At 62.0% G+C, this 15007-nt stretch carries 16 protein-coding genes and 1 pseudogene; 12 read left to right on the forward strand and 5 right to left on the reverse strand.

The window, feature by feature from the left end:
* Positions 1-62 precede the first annotated feature (62 nt).
* A complete protein-coding gene (locus SOX55_RS08915) occupies positions 63-1025 on the reverse strand; it encodes a LysR family transcriptional regulator (protein ID WP_325287092.1) in 963 nt (320 codons plus the stop codon).
* Positions 1026-1174: 149 nt separating this feature from the next.
* Between SOX55_RS08915 and SOX55_RS08920 the strand changes: the two genes are divergently transcribed.
* Both SOX55_RS08920 and SOX55_RS08925 read left to right on the forward strand, forming a co-directional pair.
* Positions 1175-2212: a threonine aldolase family protein gene (locus SOX55_RS08920; RefSeq protein WP_325287093.1), complete on the forward strand. Its 1038-nt coding sequence runs from the start codon at positions 1175-1177 to the stop codon at positions 2210-2212.
* Between the two features lie 17 nt (positions 2213-2229).
* Positions 2230-3468 (forward strand): dicarboxylate/amino acid:cation symporter, encoded by a 1239-nt coding sequence (locus SOX55_RS08925; RefSeq protein WP_325287094.1) that lies wholly within the window; start codon positions 2230-2232, stop codon positions 3466-3468.
* Between the two features lie 61 nt (positions 3469-3529).
* Here SOX55_RS08925 and SOX55_RS08930 read toward each other — a convergent pair whose 3' ends face one another.
* Together SOX55_RS08930 and SOX55_RS08935 are read right to left on the reverse strand one after the other, a co-directional pair.
* Positions 3530-4120: a hydrolase gene (locus SOX55_RS08930; protein ID WP_325287095.1), complete on the reverse strand. Its 591-nt coding sequence runs from the start codon at positions 4118-4120 to the stop codon at positions 3530-3532.
* A 47-nt stretch (positions 4121-4167) separates the two neighbouring features.
* Entirely contained in the window at positions 4168-4824 is a 657-nt protein-coding gene (locus tag SOX55_RS08935) for a ferritin-like domain-containing protein (RefSeq protein ID WP_325287096.1), read from the reverse strand.
* Positions 4825-5002: 178 nt separating this feature from the next.
* On the opposite strand from SOX55_RS08935, the gene SOX55_RS08940 reads away from it, so the two are divergent.
* The 3 genes from SOX55_RS08940 (at position 5003) to SOX55_RS08950 (ending at position 7158) form a co-directional block, all read left to right on the forward strand.
* Positions 5003-5416, forward strand: coding sequence for an EamA family transporter (locus SOX55_RS08940; RefSeq protein ID WP_325287097.1), 414 nt, complete (start codon positions 5003-5005; stop codon positions 5414-5416).
* Positions 5417-5494: 78 nt separating this feature from the next.
* Positions 5495-6235 carry an ABC transporter ATP-binding protein gene (locus tag SOX55_RS08945; RefSeq protein ID WP_325287098.1) on the forward strand — a complete coding sequence of 247 codons (741 nt, stop codon included), beginning with the start codon at positions 5495-5497 and terminating at the stop codon, positions 6233-6235.
* Positions 6235-7158 carry a SufB/SufD family protein gene (locus tag SOX55_RS08950; RefSeq protein ID WP_442873618.1) on the forward strand — a complete coding sequence of 308 codons (924 nt, stop codon included), beginning with the start codon at positions 6235-6237 and terminating at the stop codon, positions 7156-7158. Before SOX55_RS08945 ends, SOX55_RS08950 begins: the two co-directional genes overlap by 1 nt.
* A gap of 55 nt (positions 7159-7213) precedes the next feature.
* Here the strand turns inward: SOX55_RS08950 and proC are convergent, their stop codons facing one another.
* Positions 7214-8026, reverse strand: a complete 813-nt coding sequence (gene proC / locus SOX55_RS08955; RefSeq protein WP_325287099.1) for a pyrroline-5-carboxylate reductase — start codon at positions 8024-8026, stop codon at positions 7214-7216.
* Between the two features lie 43 nt (positions 8027-8069).
* Positions 8070-9347, reverse strand: a complete 1278-nt coding sequence (locus SOX55_RS08960; RefSeq protein WP_325287100.1) for a hypothetical protein — start codon at positions 9345-9347, stop codon at positions 8070-8072.
* A 207-nt stretch (positions 9348-9554) separates the two neighbouring features.
* On the opposite strand from SOX55_RS08960, the pseudogene SOX55_RS11105 reads away from it, so the two are divergent.
* The 7 genes and pseudogenes from SOX55_RS11105 to SOX55_RS08990 form a co-directional block, all read left to right on the forward strand.
* A pseudogene (locus SOX55_RS11105) lies at positions 9555-9662 on the forward strand (LysR family transcriptional regulator); the annotation flags it as partial.
* A gap of 25 nt (positions 9663-9687) precedes the next feature.
* Positions 9688-10410: a LysR family transcriptional regulator substrate-binding protein gene (locus SOX55_RS08965; RefSeq protein ID WP_325287101.1), complete on the forward strand. Its 723-nt coding sequence runs from the start codon at positions 9688-9690 to the stop codon at positions 10408-10410.
* A gap of 172 nt (positions 10411-10582) precedes the next feature.
* A complete protein-coding gene (locus SOX55_RS08970) occupies positions 10583-12001 on the forward strand; it encodes a spore germination protein (protein WP_325287102.1) in 1419 nt (472 codons plus the stop codon).
* A 133-nt stretch (positions 12002-12134) separates the two neighbouring features.
* Complete coding sequence (locus SOX55_RS08975; protein WP_325287103.1) at positions 12135-12353, forward strand: helix-turn-helix transcriptional regulator; 219 nt, start codon at positions 12135-12137, stop codon at positions 12351-12353.
* Complete coding sequence (locus SOX55_RS08980; protein WP_325287104.1) at positions 12346-13128, forward strand: DUF3169 family protein; 783 nt, start codon at positions 12346-12348, stop codon at positions 13126-13128. Before SOX55_RS08975 ends, SOX55_RS08980 begins: the two co-directional genes overlap by 8 nt.
* Before the next feature lie 127 nt (positions 13129-13255).
* Positions 13256-14062, forward strand: a complete 807-nt coding sequence (locus SOX55_RS08985) for an HAD-IIA family hydrolase (RefSeq protein WP_325287105.1) — start codon at positions 13256-13258, stop codon at positions 14060-14062.
* A 12-nt stretch (positions 14063-14074) separates the two neighbouring features.
* A complete protein-coding gene (locus tag SOX55_RS08990; protein WP_325287106.1) occupies positions 14075-14953 on the forward strand; it encodes a hypothetical protein in 879 nt (292 codons plus the stop codon).
* Positions 14954-15007 lie beyond the last annotated feature (54 nt).

Below are 15007 nucleotides of genomic sequence, written 5' to 3' on the forward strand. Positions count from 1 at the left end.
AAACCCTCCCGGACCTGTCGGTCCGGGAGGGTTTTTGTTCTGATCGGGTCTGCCCGCCCGGGTCACGCGCCCCCCGTGCCCTCCCGCATCCGGGTGACAATCAGCTCAATCGCCTTCTGCATCGCCGCTGTCACATACCGTCCCTTTCTGTAGCACAGAAAGGTGTCCCGGCAGCTGTAGCGGCTCCGGATTTTATAGAAGTACAGGTTCTGGATATCCACCCGGTCCTCCACAAGGCGGTTGCTGAACACCGTGGCCCCGATGCCGAAGGAGGCGAAATTGTAGGAACTGGCCGAGTGTTCAAACTCCATCACAACCTTGGGCACAACGCCGCTCTCCTGAAAGATAATATTGACGCACAGGCGCAGATAGTTGGTGTCATGGAGCAGGATGAAGGGCACATCCTCAAAGACCTTGGCGGGAACCGCCCGTTCCTCCGGGATGGAAAAGATAGCGTCCCCCAGCTCTTCAGGCCGCAGCCTGAAGTCCTTTAGCTCCCGGTTCACCCCGAACTCCCGGGGCACCACCCAGATCAGGCACTCCCGGTCGCAGACAATCCTGGTATACTTTTCCGGGTCCAGGGGCCGGTTCGTCACAAACAGATCCAGCTCCCCGCTGTCCAGCATCTGCTTTGCCCCGGAGGTGCTGGTCTCAATGATCCGGATGTCCACCAGGGGATACGTCTTTTTGAACTCCGCGATGACTCTGGGAATCACATGGGGAATGCCCAGATTGCTGGCAGCGATGGAAATGCTGCCGCTCTGGAGGGCGTGGTCCTCATAGGAGAGCGTCTGCAGGTGCTCCTCCATCTCATGAATGTTCTCCACCGCCCGGATATACTCCTGGCCGAAGGGGGTCAGGGAGATGGGGGAGGTCTTCCGGTTGAAAATCTGCATCCCCAGCAGCTTCTCCTCCTTGGCCACCGCCGCGCTGAGAGACGGCTGGGAGATGTGCAGCTCCTCCGCGGCTTTTCCAAAGCTGCGGTTTTTGTATACGGCAAAAATATAGTCCCGGTTGTGAAACATTCCATCACCAACATAGTCATTTATCTATTCAAATATATTTATATCAATATTTGACTATTTGTCAAGAATATCGTTTAATGATCTCACAAAAAACCGCGGATTCCTGTTTTATGGCCATATTGACAACAAAGGAGGAACTGATACACCCTATGATCGACCTCAGAAGCGATACTCTGACGCTTCCCGGCCGGGAAATGCTCTCCTGCATTCTGGACAAGTCCTTCGGCGATTCCGGCCGCCTCAATGCCGACGGACGGGGCGACGATCCCTGCGTCAACGAGCTGGAGGATTACGCCGCCGCCCTGACCGGGAAGGAGCGGGCCGTCTTTCTGCCCTCCGGAACCATGGGAAACCATGTGGCGCTGCTGACCCGGTGCCGTCCCGGCGACGTCGTCCTGATGGACGCCGGACAGCACATCTACCGGACGGAAAAGGCCACCTGTGACCCGCGTTTCGGTCAGATCCGGCCCATTTTCTACCATCTGACCAAAGACGGCTATCCCGACACGGCAGAGATCGCCGCCATTCTGAAAACACAGCGGCCGAAGCTGCTGTGCATCGAAAACACCCACAACGGAGCCGGCGGCACCTGCATCCCCGTCAGCGTCATGGCGGAGCTGCGGGCCCTGGCCGACGAATCCGGCATTCCCATCCACATGGACGGCGCCCGGCTGTTCAACGCCGCCACGGCCCTGGGCGTGGAGGCAAAGGAGCTCTGCCGCTTCGCCGACACCGTGATGTTCTGCATCTCCAAGGGGCTGGGCGCCCCCATCGGCTCCCTGCTGTGCGGAACCAGGGACTTCTGCCTGGAGGCCTCCGCCACCCGGAAGCTGCTGGGCGGCAACATGCGCCAGGCCGGCGTTGTGGCGGCCATGGGGCTTTACGCCCTCCGGCACAACATTCCCGATCTGGCGGAGGATCACCGGCGGGCCGGGATCGCCCATGACGCTCTGGCGGGCCTGCGCCACTTCCGCATCGGCAGCGCCCAGACCAACATCCTGATCATCGACATCGAGGGCCTCGGCATCTCCGTGGAGGACTTCATTGAGCGGGCAAAGGCGCTGGGCCTCTGGCTGAGCAAGTCCACGGACACCCACGCCCGCATGGTCTTCTACCGGGACATTACCGATCAGCAGCTTTATCAGGCCATCGATATTATGAAAGCACTGGATCAAACGTTCGACTGAGAAAGGGGAACCCCACCGTGAACAAGAATAAGAAACCCTCCACCGCCCTGCTGACCTTCATTGCCATGATCATCGGCATCGCCCTGGGTCTGATTTTCGGAAAGAGCATGAGCCAGTTCAAATTCATCGGCACCATCTGGCTCAACTGCATCAAGATGATTCAGATCCCCCTGATCCTCTGCATCCTGGTGACGGCTATCGGCGCTCAGGAGGATCTGAAGAGGTTCGGACGCACCGCGGTCCGCACCATCGCCTACTACGCCGCCACCACCGTCCTGGCCATCATCCTCGCCCTGTGCACCTCCTCCATCATCAAGCCCGGCACCCTGGCCACCATCGAGGGCCTTGCCACCTCTGATGTGACCACCACGGAAATGAGCATCTCCACCTTCTTCACCAGCATGTTCTCCTCCAACATGTTCTCCACCTTCGTTAACGCGGAGGTCCTGCCCACCATGATGATGGCCATCATGTTCGGCATCGCCATTCTGCGGATGAAGAATCAGGAGCACAAAAAGACCGTCATCGGCTGGTTCTCCGCCATGAACAGCCTGATCGCCGAATACCTGGGCATCGTCATCAAGCTCTCCCCCGTGGGCGTGCTCTTCCTGATGGCGGACAGCTTCGGTACTTACGGCTTCGCCATTTTCACCTCCATGGCCGGCCTGGTGGCCACCCACTGGATCACCATCATCCTGCAGGTCCTCCTGGTGTACGGCGGCGCGCTGATCCTCTTCGCCCGCATGAATCCCTTCACCTTCCTGAAGAAGGCCGTTCCCGTCTGGACCTTCACGCTGGCCACCTGCTCCTCCACCGCCAATATCCCCATTGGCCTGAAAACCGCCAAGGAGAATTTTGACGTTCCCGACGAGATCGCCGGCTTCACCATCCCTCTGGGCGCCAGCATGAACTGCGACGGCATGGCCATCGGCTTTACCACCACCCTGCTGTTCATCGCCCAGATGAACGGAATCACCTTTGATTTCGGCACCCTGCTGCGCATCATCATCGTGGCCACCCTGCTCTCCTCCGCCGGCAGCGGCATCCCCGGAGGCGGCATCGTGAAGATCACCACCATCGTCTCCACCTTCGGCCTCCCTGTGGAAATCGTGGGCATCATGGCCGGCTTCTACCGCCTCTTCGACATGGCCACCACCACCGGCAACTGCCTGGGCGACCTGGCCGGCACCGTCTGCGTCAACGCCATGGAAAAGCGCCATGCCGCCAAGGAGGCCCGGCTCTCCCGCCAGAGCTGACCGCGGTTCTTCTCAAAGGCAAAAAAATGAGACAGCCCTCCGGCTGTCTCATTTTTTATTGTCATCCCTGCAGCGTCTCCATCTCCGCGTTGACAGCGTCCTCGCAGGCCCGCATGGCCAGAATGGTCTTTTCCATCAGCTCCTCCAGGGTCCAGCCCAGCCGCTCCGCGCCGGTTCTGATCACGTCCCGGGAGCAGCCGGCGGCGAACTTCTTGTCCTTGAACTTCTTTTTCAGGGAGGACACCTCCATGTCGCACACGCTCTTGCTGGGGCGCATTTTCGCCGCCGCGCCGATGAGGCCCGTCAGCTCGTCGGCGGCGAAGAGCACCTTCTCCATCTCGTGGATCGGCTCCACGTCGCAGCACAGGCCGTAGCCGTGGGAGCAGACGGCGTGGATCAGCTCCTCGCCGCAGCCGCCATCCCGCAGCAGCTCCGGGGCCTTCTGACAGTGCTCCTCCGGCCACTTCTCAAAGTCGATGTCATGGAGCAGACCCACCGTGGCCCAGAAGGCCCGGTCCTCCCCATAGCCCAGGGTGTCGGCGTACCAGCCCATGACACCCTCCACCGTCAGGGCGTGGAGCAGGTGGAAGGGCTCGGAATTATACTGTTTCAGCAGCGCCAGGGCCGCCTCTCTGGAAATGCAGTCTTTCATGGTGATTCTCCTTTGTAAATGCCCGGCGGGGCAGATCTTTGGGGAGATTATACACCCGTTCCCCCCGGTCCGCAAGCCCCGTTCAGCGCCCGGCCCAGCAGCTCCGTCAGCATCCGGGACAGCCGCTCCTGCTCCTCCGCCATCTCCCGGAACACCTTCTGCAGGCAGGGGTCCGCGGTGCCCTCCGCCGCCCGGATGTAGTTCATCCACTGGCAGGCGGCCTCGTGATACCGCTGCCGCAGGACGGCGCAGTAGCTGCCCCGGGCCAGGGGGCCGCAGCTGACGGCGGGCCGGAAGCACGCTCCGGTGATGAGGTAATACACCGTCATCAGCCGCCGCGCCCGGTCCTCCCCCTGCCGGGCCGCCTCCCGCAGGGGCTGGCGGGCGGCAGCGGGGGCCTGCCGGGACAGAAACAGCAGGTTCCGCCGCTGGCACAGCTCCTCCTCCACAAAGCCCTCCAGCACCGCCAGGTCATCCCGGGCCTGGGTGCCCATGCAGCAGGGGTTGGGCTCCGCCCCCGGCAGCTGGGCCTCCTCCCGCCGGACCATGGCCTGGGGCACGGGCTGGGGCAGCGTCTGCTCCTCCGGCGGCGGCGTCAGCGGCCCGTCGCCGGGATAGGGGCTGAGGCTGGGGGCCACCCGCTGCCACACCTTGTCGTGTTTCCGGTAATCGTACGGCGCGGTCTCCCGCCGCTCGTTTTCCATGGCAACCGCCTCCTTTGCCACCAGTCTATGCCCCGGCGGCGGCAAGGTGACTGTCTTTCCCGGTTCCGGGGCAAACTGAAGCCGGCAAACAGCGGCGGGACAGTTGAAAAACGGCGGATACGCGCTATAATGGGGGCAGAGCCCCGAAACGGGGCAAATTTTGCGGGAGGGTCCTGTTATGTGGCTGATTTTCGCGCTGCTGTCCGCCGTGTTCGCGGCACTTACCTCCATTCTGGCCAAGGTGGGCATTGAGGGTGTCAATTCCAACCTGGCCACCGCCATCCGCACCGTTGTGGTGGTGTTCATGTCCTGGGGCATGGTGTTCCTGACCCACGCCCAGAGCGGCCTGCCGGACATCAGCCGGAAGAGCTGGCTGTTTCTGATTCTGTCCGGCCTGGCTACCGGCGCCTCCTGGCTGTGCTACTACCGGGCGCTGCAGATGGGCGACGCCTCCAGGGTGGTACCCATCGACAAGCTCAGCGTGGTCATTACCCTCGTTCTGGCCTTTGTGTTCCTCCATGAGCAGTTCACCGCCAAATCCCTGGCGGGCTGCGCCCTCATCACCGCCGGAACACTGCTGATGGTGCTGTGACCGCGTATTGCATTTTCTGTCATTCTCTGCTATATTGAGAGGGCTATTGTACTACCTTGAAGGAGGATAAATGTTTTCATGCTGGAACTGAAGCACATCTGCTATTCCGTGCAGGAGGAGTCCGGCGGCGCGCTGGACATTCTCAATGACATCTCCCTCACCGTTCCGGACCACCGCCTGCTGGTGTTCACCGGCCCCAACGGCGGCGGCAAAACCACCCTGGCCAAAATCATCATGGGTCTGGTGCAGCCCACCGGCGGCCAGATCCTGTGGAACGGAGAGGACATCACCCACCTGAGCATCACCGAGCGGGCCCGCCGCGGCATCAGCTATGGCTTTCAGCAGCCCCCGCGGTTCAAGGGCATCACCGTCCGCAAGCTGCTGACCATCGCCTCCGGCGACGGCCATCTGTCCAAGGACCGGTGCTGCCAGTACCTGACCAAGGTGGGGCTGTGCGCCAATGACTATCTGGAGCGGGAGGTGGACGCGTCCCTCTCCGGCGGCGAGGTGAAGCGCATCGAGATCGCCACCATCCTGGCCCGGAACGCCCGGCTGATGATCTTCGACGAGCCGGAGGCGGGCATCGACCTGTGGAGCTTCGCCCGGCTCACCGAGACCTTTGAGCAGCTCCACGCTGCCGGCTCCGCCACCATGATCATCATCTCCCACCAGGAGCGGATCATCTCCCTGGCGGACGAGGTGATTGTGGTGGGCGGCGGCGCCATCCAGCACCGGGGCACCGCGGAAGACATCCTGCCCAAGATTCTGACGGACACGCTGGGCGGCTGCCCGGTACTGACGAGAGGAGGGAACGCCTGATGATGGACAACGAGATTGACCGGGAGCTGCTGGAAAAAATCGCAGACCTGGTGGGCAAGCCCGTGGGCGCCTTCAACATCCGCAAGGACTGCGGCTGTGACGGCCGCCAGAGCACCGAGCACATTGAGATCACCGGCAAGACGGACAAGCAGGGCATTGACATCCGGGTGAAGGACGGGACGAAGGGCGAAACCTGCCACATTCCCGTCATCATCACCAAGCCCGGCATTGAGGAGCTGGTGTACAACGACTTCTATATCGGCGAGAACTGCGACGTGAACATCGTGGCCGGCTGCGGTATTCACAACTGCGGCAGCCAGGACTCCCGCCACGACGGCGTTCACACCTTCTATATCGGCAAAAACTCCCACGTCCGCTACTCCGAGAAGCACTACGGCGAGGGCGACGGCACCGGCGGGCGCATCATGAACCCCCAGACCGTGGTCTATCTGGAGGAGGGCGCCTCCATGCAGATGGACACCGTGCAGATCGGCGGCATTGACTCCACCAAGCGGATCACCAGGTTCGTCTGCGGCAAGGGAGCCGAGGCGGTGGTGACGGAGCGGCTGCTGACCCACGGGGACCAGACCGCCGACTCCGACATGATCATTGAGCTCAACGGCGAGGACTCCAAGGGCCGGGTCATCTCCCGGTCCGTGGCCCAGGACAACTCCGCCCAGGTGTTCCGCCCCTGCGTGGTGGGCAACGCCAGATGCTTCGGCCACGTGCAGTGCGACTCCATCATCATGGGCAGCGCCCGCATCCAGTCGGTGCCGGAGATTGCCGCCAACTGCACCGAGGCGCAGCTGATCCACGAGGCCGCCATCGGCAAGATCGCCGGCGACCAGCTGCTGAAGCTGGAGACACTGGGCCTCACTGAGGAGGAGGCGGAGGACTGCATCCTTAAGGGCTTCCTGTCCTGAACAAAAGGCAGCGAAAGAGGGCCATCACGGTGTGATGGCCCTCTTTTCTCGCGGCTTATTTTCCCATCAGTTCCTTGTTCATCTGGGCAGAGGCGGTGGAGGCCCGCATCACGATGCCGCGGAAGCCCATTTTCTCCAGCTCGTAAACACCCTGAATGGTAATGCCGGCGGGGGTGCAGACCATGTCCTTGGCCTGCGCCGGATGCACGCCGGTGTCCACAATCAGCTTGGCGGAGCCCATGACGGACTGGGCCGCGATCCGGATGGCCATGTCCCGCTGCATACCGTTGAGCACGCCGGCGTCGGCCAGCGCCTCCACATACATGGCCACAAAGGCGGGAATCGTGCCGCCCACCGCGGAGAAGGCGTACAGCTTGTCCTCGTCCAGGGTTTCCACCAGGCCGCTGGAGGACAGCAGCTCCTTTACCATGGCCAGCTCCTCCGGGCTCAGGTCGTTGTCATTGCTGATCAGCATCACGCCGGCGCTGACCTGGGCGGGGGTGTTGGGCATGATTTTCAGCGCCCGGGCCCGCCCCTCCAGGCAGGCCTTCAGCCGCTTGGTGGAAAAGCCGCCCACGATGCTCATCACGATCTGCTCCGGACGGAGATGCTCCTTCATGTCCGCCAGCGCCTTTTCCACCACATAGGGCTTCACCGCCACAATCAGGATATCGCACAGGTCCGCCAGCTCGTTGTTGCCGGACACCGCGTGGACACCGTATTCCGCCGCGATGGACTGCAACCGCTCCGCGGCAATGTCGTACATGTAGATGTTGTCCGCAGCCACCACGTTTTTGTTGATCATGCCCCGCATAATGGCGAAGGCCATGGTGCCCGCCCCGATAAAACCGATTTTCTTGTCAACCATGATTGTTCTCCTTTATTTTACTCAGTAAATTTCCGGCGCTCCGTCAGACAAAGCAGAATCCGAAATAGACGATGCAGATGACGGCAACAACCCAGAGGTACAGGAAGGACTTCTTCGTAATGTCAAAGGCCTCGATCTGGCACTTGTCCGCAATCCAGATCTGCAGGGAGAATGTGGGGTCGCCGGCGGTGGCAAAGAGATGGCAGGCCATGAACGCCCCCAGCACGGCCTCTACTGGCAGCACATTCAGCCCGACGATCAGGGCCAGCAGGCCGGAACCCATGCCCCAGATGCTCATGGGGCCGCGGTAGAGGCTCAGCGGCGCCAGCACGGAGAACAGAATGATATACCCCAGGCGGGAGGTGGGCATGATGCTGGTCAGCAGCTGGCCCATGCAGGCGGACACGCCGGGCGTCTTCACCGCCAGAATGACAATGCCGATGCAGGTGAGAATCCAGATGGAGGGGGCAGCGGACTTGCAGCCGGCAACGGCGGTTTTGTTGAGGACGGAAATCAGCTGCTTTCCGGAGGTGACCAGGGCCGCGTAGAAGCAGGCCAGCAGCAGCGCCGCCACAATGGGCCAGCTGAAGCCCAGAATCAGCACCAGGGGAATCAGCGGCGTGATCAGTCCCAGCTTCACACCGGCTCCCACAGGCTTGTGGCCGGCCTCCAGGGCGGACATGTCGAACCGGGTGGGGTTTTTGCGCTCTTTCAGATAGACGTTGAGGAAGATGAACACCAGCAATCCCACGGAGCCAACAATCAGGACGGTGATGCCGTAGGGCTTCATGGACTCCGCCGCGATGCCCAGCGCCCCGGCGTAAACGCTCCACTGCACCAGATTCAGCATGCCGCCCAGGGATTTGGAGTAGTTCATCATGACGCCGGCGGCGGTATCGTCAATGCCGGCGGCCTTCCAGATGGGCAGCACCAGCGTGCCCAGCATGATGACGGCGCCCAGGCCGTTGACGGCGGTAAACAGGAACACCACCGCCCCGGAGAGGATGATGGCCAGAAGCGTGGACCGGCCCCGGGCCAGCTTCGCGGCCTGATAGATGAACTCCTCGGAGACGCCGGTGGACATCAGGATCTCCCCCAGCCAGGCGCCGGAGATCAGCGCCGCCACGGAGCTGGCCATATTGACCGTGCCGGAGCCGATGACGTAATTCAGAATGTCGTTTTCACCGATGAGAGGGGCGCCTCCCACAACGGCGATGCCAAGGCCCATCACCAGCAGCGCCAGGAAGGTCGGAAGTTTGTTTTTGAACATCAAAAAGGCCACGCCGATAAAAATCAGCAGTATCAGAATCGCTTGAATCATGGCTTCTCCCTTCTGTATCACATGAACTGTACCGCTTTCGTCGCGCCCGGTCGGACTCCGGATATCCGCCGGAAACGCTTGACTCTTGTACAATATTGATTATAATTTAAGGAAATCGGAAAGGTAAAGTTGTGAAAAATCAACTGCTGCATGACAAAAAATCATGCCGGGAGGTGCTTTGTGAGCATCAGCAAATACGAGGCCTTCATGACGGTGGCCGAACTGAAAAGCATTTCAAAGGCGGCGGATCTGCTGGGCTACACCCAGTCCGGCGCCAGCCGGATCATCAGTACCCTGGAAAGTGAAATCGGCGTGCCTCTGTTCAACCGGGGGCGAACAGGTGCTGGAGCTGACCGCCTGCGGCGAACAGGTGCTGGAGCTGGCAAGGGAGATCTGCCGGCTGGACAGTCAGGTCCAGCAGATCGCCTCCGGCTTCCGGGGCCTGACCGCCGGAAAGGTGCGAATCGGTGCTTTCTCCATTCCCGGAACCTATTGGATTCCGCAGATGGTCAAGACCTTCCGCCAGCAGCATCCCAACATTGAATTTGAGATTTACAGCGAGCACTGCGAAATTCTCATCGACTGGCTTCTGGCCGGCCGGATTGACATGAGCTTCACCGCGCTGCCGATTCCGGAGAAGATGGACTGCATCCCCTTGCGGGACGATCCCATGGTGGCCATTCTGCCCCGGGACCACCCGCTGTCCGGGGCGGAGTGCTTTCCGGTGGAGCGCTTCGGCCGGGAGGAGATGATCCTGACCTACCGGGGCGCGGCCATGTCCGTCTTTCAGGCTGCCCGGGTCAAGCCCAACATCAAGTACGCCATCGCGGACGCCAACACCGCGATTTCCATGGTGGAAAACGGACTGGGCATCAGCCTGCTGCCCCAGATGGTTCTGGCCGGCCATGATCTCACCGGGCTTTGCGCCAAGAGGCTGGACAAGCCCTGTTACCGGACCTTCGGAATCGTGCTGCCCGATATGGAGCGGGCGTCTCCGGCGGCAAAGGAGTTCATCCGCCACGCCCAGGTGTGGATGCGCGCCCACAGCGGCACCGTCTGCTGAGGCGTATCCCCCCTCCCGAAGCAGCGTTCCCGTCCCCCGGCGCCTCCGCCGGAGGGCGGGGATTTTTGTCTTTCCGGCCGCACAGGCTCTTCCAATTTTTCTTCCCGCCGCCCTGCCGGGATATTTTACCGAAAACCGCCCATACTACCCTCCAGAACCGGGGAGGTGTCCTATGGAAAAGCTCTCAACGAGATACGCCGACAACGTGGCCCGCATGGACCGGCTGCTGGGGGTGGGCCGCAGCTGCGACATGGTGGCCCGGGATTTCCGCATCGGCGGCCGGAAGGCCCGGCTGTGGGTGGTGGACGGCTACGGCCAGGACTCCATTCTGGAGCGGATGGGAGCCTTCTGGCTGTCCCTGCCAGCTGAGGCGGTGGCCCCGCTGACGGAAATGCAGGACTTTGCAGACCGGTATATCACCTTCTCTGAGACCACCGTCGGCTTTGACCCGGAGCAGCTGTCCGTCTCCGTGCTGGCGGGCAAGACGCTGCTGCTGGCGGAGGGCCTGGCCGGCGGCGCCCTCATCGACGCCAAGGAGTTTCCCGGCCGCGGCGTGGGCGAGCCGCCGGACGGCAAGGTGCTCCGGGGCTCCCATGACGGCTTCGTGGAGGCGGCGGTGCCCAACATGGCCCTGCTGCGCCGCCGCATCCGGGACCCGAACCTGACCATGGAGGGTCTGAAGGCCGGGGACCGGTCCCACACCGACATCATCCTGTGCTATCTGGAGGACCGGGTGGACCGGCAGCTGCTCTCGGAGCTGCGGAAAAAGCTGGAGGCCATCACCGCCCGGTCGTTGACCATGGGCCAGGAGAGCGTGGCGGAGGCCGTTTACCCCAGGCAGTGGTACAACCCCTTCCCAAAGGTGCGCTACACGGAGCGGCCCGACAGCGCCGCCGCCAGCATTCTGGAGGGGAACATTGTGGTAATTGTGGACAACTCCCCCTCGGTGATGATCCTGCCCACCACCTTTTTCGACTTCACCCAGGAGGCCAACGAGTACTACTTTCCGCCCCTGGTGGGCAGCTATCTGCGGCTGCTGCGGATTGTGGTGTTTCTCCTGTCCCTGTTCATCACCCCCGCCTGGTATCTCATGGTCAGTGAGCCCAACCGGCTGCCGCGGTGGCTGGAGTTTCTCTCCTCCCCGGAGCCGGCGTCGCTGTCCCTGCTGGCCCAGCTGCTGGTGGTGGAGTTTCTCATTGACGTGCTGAAGCTGGCGTCCCTGAACACGCCGGACTCCCTGTCCAACTCCTTCTCCATGCTGGGAGCGCTGATTTTAGGCGACTTCGCCGTGCAGGCCGGGTGGCTGGGGCCGGAGGTACTGGTCTACATGGCCTTCGTGTCGGTGGCCGGGTTCGCCCAGCCCAGCTACGAGATGGGCTACGCCTTCAAGCTGCTGCGGGTGGCGCTGCTGCTGGTCACCGCCGCCTTCGACGTGTGGGGCTTCGTGCTGGGGGTGCTGGGCATTCTGGTGCTGCTGGCCACCACCCGGCCCCTGGCGGGCCGGGGCTACCTCTACCCCCTCATCCCCTTCCACGGCAAGGCCCTCCGCCGCCTGCTGCTGCGGGAGCCCATCAGCCGGGACAACACCTGAAATACTTTCGGAGAAACGGGGACAAAAGCCGCCGGAAAATTTTCCGGCGGCTTTTTCAAATTGTTGTTGACAAGTTTCCTTGTCAATGCTATCCTGTATTTGACAAGAAAAGTTGTCAAAAGGAGGTTCTGACATGCCGCTTACCAACCGGCTGAAGGAATACCGGGCCCAACTGGGCGTCAACCAGCAGCAGATGGGCGCGCTGGCCGGCGTCTCCCGGCAGACCATCAGCCAGATCGAACGGGGAGACTACTCCCCTTCCGTCACTCTGGCGCTGAAGCTGGCCCGCATCTGCCGATGCCGGGTGGAGGACATTTTTATTTATTATGAGGAGGACAAAACCCATGAGTGATTCTGTGAAACAGGACAACCGGAAGGCGCTGCCCAGGTACCTTCTGGTGATTTTCTGCTCTGCCATCCTGGGCGGTGTGCTGGGCTTTCTCTCCGGCTGGTACGGCCACTCCGGCCTGTCCGCCGCCTTTGCCGAGGGGGTTACGGCGGCGCTGCGGCTGGTATCCCCCTGGGGCATCCCGGTCTGCACCCTGGTACTGCTGGGCACCGGCTTCCGGCTGTACCGCTCTGCCAAACGGGATTTCGCCGGCTGGGACGGAGAGGATGACGCCCTGATGGACGCCCTGGACCGGCGGCTGAACTGGACCCTGCTGCTGATCACAGTGACGCTGCTGCTGGACTTCTTCTTTCTGTCTGCCGCAACGGCAGGAATTTTCCACAGCGGGGATCTGGCGCCCATCTGGATTGTGCTGGCCTTCATTCCCTCCATTTTTCTGGTGGTTGTGTTCCAGCAGCGGGTCATCGATCTGGTCCGGCAGATGAATCCGGAAAAGCAGGGCAGCGTCTATGACCTGCACTTCCGGAAAAAGTGGCTGGACAGCTGCGACGAGGCGGAGCGGCGGGAGATCGGCGAAGCCGCCTATCAGGCCTTTATAGTCACCAACAGCGTCTGCCCCTTCCTGTGGCTGGCCATGATTCTGCTGAACTTTGTGTTCCGCCTGGGGTTGATGCCCTCTGCGATGGTGCTGCTGGTGTGGGGCTGCCTGCAGGTGTCCTACACCCTGGCCTGCATCCGCATCCGCAGCCATTCCACCGGCGGCTCCATCGGCCTGTAACCGGCAAACCGCCGGAGCCTTGGCCGCCAATATTTCAAGTGAATCGGAACCGCCCCGCCGTCCTGTGGACAGCGGGGCGGTTTTGTGCTACAATGCATGGTAAATTGATAAACGGGGGCGTTTTGTGTTGAACTGGAGTGAAAAACGGCTGTTCCTGCTGGATCTGGACGGCACCATCTATCTGGAGGAGGAGCTGCTGCCGGGCGCAGCGGCGTTTCTGGCGTGGGTCCGGGAGACCGGCGGGCAGTACCGCTTCCTCACCAACAACTCCTCCCGGGGTGTGGACGCCGGACTGGAGAAAATGCACCGACTGGGCGTTCCCGCGGAGCGGAAGGACTTTCTCACCGCCGTGGAGGCCACCGTTCACTACCTGCGCACCCGCCGCTCTCCCGCCGACGTATACTACGCCGTAGGCACGGAGTCCTTCCGCCGTCAGCTGCGGGAGGCGGGCTTCGACCTGCGGGAGGGGCCGGATGACGATGTGACGGCAGTGCTGACGGCCTTCGACACGGAGCTGACCTACGAAAAGGTAGAAAACGCCTGCCGGCTGCTCTCCCGGGGGGCAGACTTTCTGGCTACCAATCCGGACCTGGCCTGCCCCACCCTGTTTGGCTTCATTCCCGACTGCGGCGCCATCTGCCAGCTGATTGCTCACGCTGCCGGCCGGACGCCGGAGTTCATTGGCAAGCCGGAGCCTACCATGATCCGGCTGGCTCTGGAGCAGACAGGGTACGCCCCCGCCCAGACCCTGATGGTGGGTGACCGGCTGTACACCGACATCGCCTGCGGCGTCAACGCCGGGGTGGACACCGCCCTGGTGCTCACCGGGGAGGCCACCGCCGCCGACGCCGCCGTCAGCGCCACACCCCCCACCGTCATCTGCCGGGATATGGCAGAGCTGCTGGAGCACCTGCAAAGCGGGTGCCGTTTGTAAAAGGAGGCTTTCATGAACAACCGGAAGCAAGACCGGAAACAGCATCAGAAGCGGGAAAAGCTGGCCTTCAAGGAGGCCATGCACCGGGAGCTGCGGGAGCACAGAAGCTCCTTCATTGTGTTCTACCTGCTGCGCGTTCTGGTGATTGTGGCTCTGGTGCGCCAGGCCATGCTCCGCAACTATGAGGGCATGTTCTTCTGTGTGCTGACCATTCTGCTGTTCTACATTCCCAGCTGGCTGCAGGTGAAGCTGCGCATTGAGCTGCCGCCGGCGCTGGAAATCACCATTCTCTGCTTCATCTTCGCCGCCGAGGTGCTGGGGGAGGTCAACGCCTTCTATGTGAAGGTCCCCAACTGGGACACCATGCTCCACACCCTCAACGGCTTCCTGGCGGCGGCGGTGGGCTTCTCCCTGGTGGTGCTGCTGAACGACAGCGAAAAGCTGACCTTCGACCTGTCCCCCTTCTTCCTGGCGCTGGTGGCCTTCTGTTTCTCCATGACCATCGGTGTGCTGTGGGAATTTTTCGAGTGCGCCATGGACCAGCTGTTCCTGCTGGACATGCAGAAGGACACGGTGCTCAGCAGCATCTCCTCCGTCATGCTGGACCCCACCGGGGGTAATACGCCCGTGGCCATCAAAGGGATCACCGACGTGATCGTGGTGGCAAACGGAGAGCAGATCCCCCTGGGCGTGGGAGGCTATCTGGACGTGGGCATTCTGGACACCATGAAGGACCTGGTGGTCAACTTCGTGGGCGCGGTGGTGTTTTCCTTCATCGGATATTTCTACGTAAAGGGGAGAGGCAAGGGCCGCTTTGCCCGGCGCTTTATTCCCCGGGTGCTGAGCGGTGCGGAGGAGGAAAAACAGGAATCTGAACAGACCGGAGAATAATCCCGCTGCCGAGTGTCCATACTAAGGCCATCCCAAATGAGGAGGTTTGACGTA

Source organism: Dysosmobacter sp. (genome assembly GCF_034093755.1).
Taxonomy (GTDB): Bacteria; Bacillota; Clostridia; order Oscillospirales; family Oscillospiraceae; genus Oscillibacter.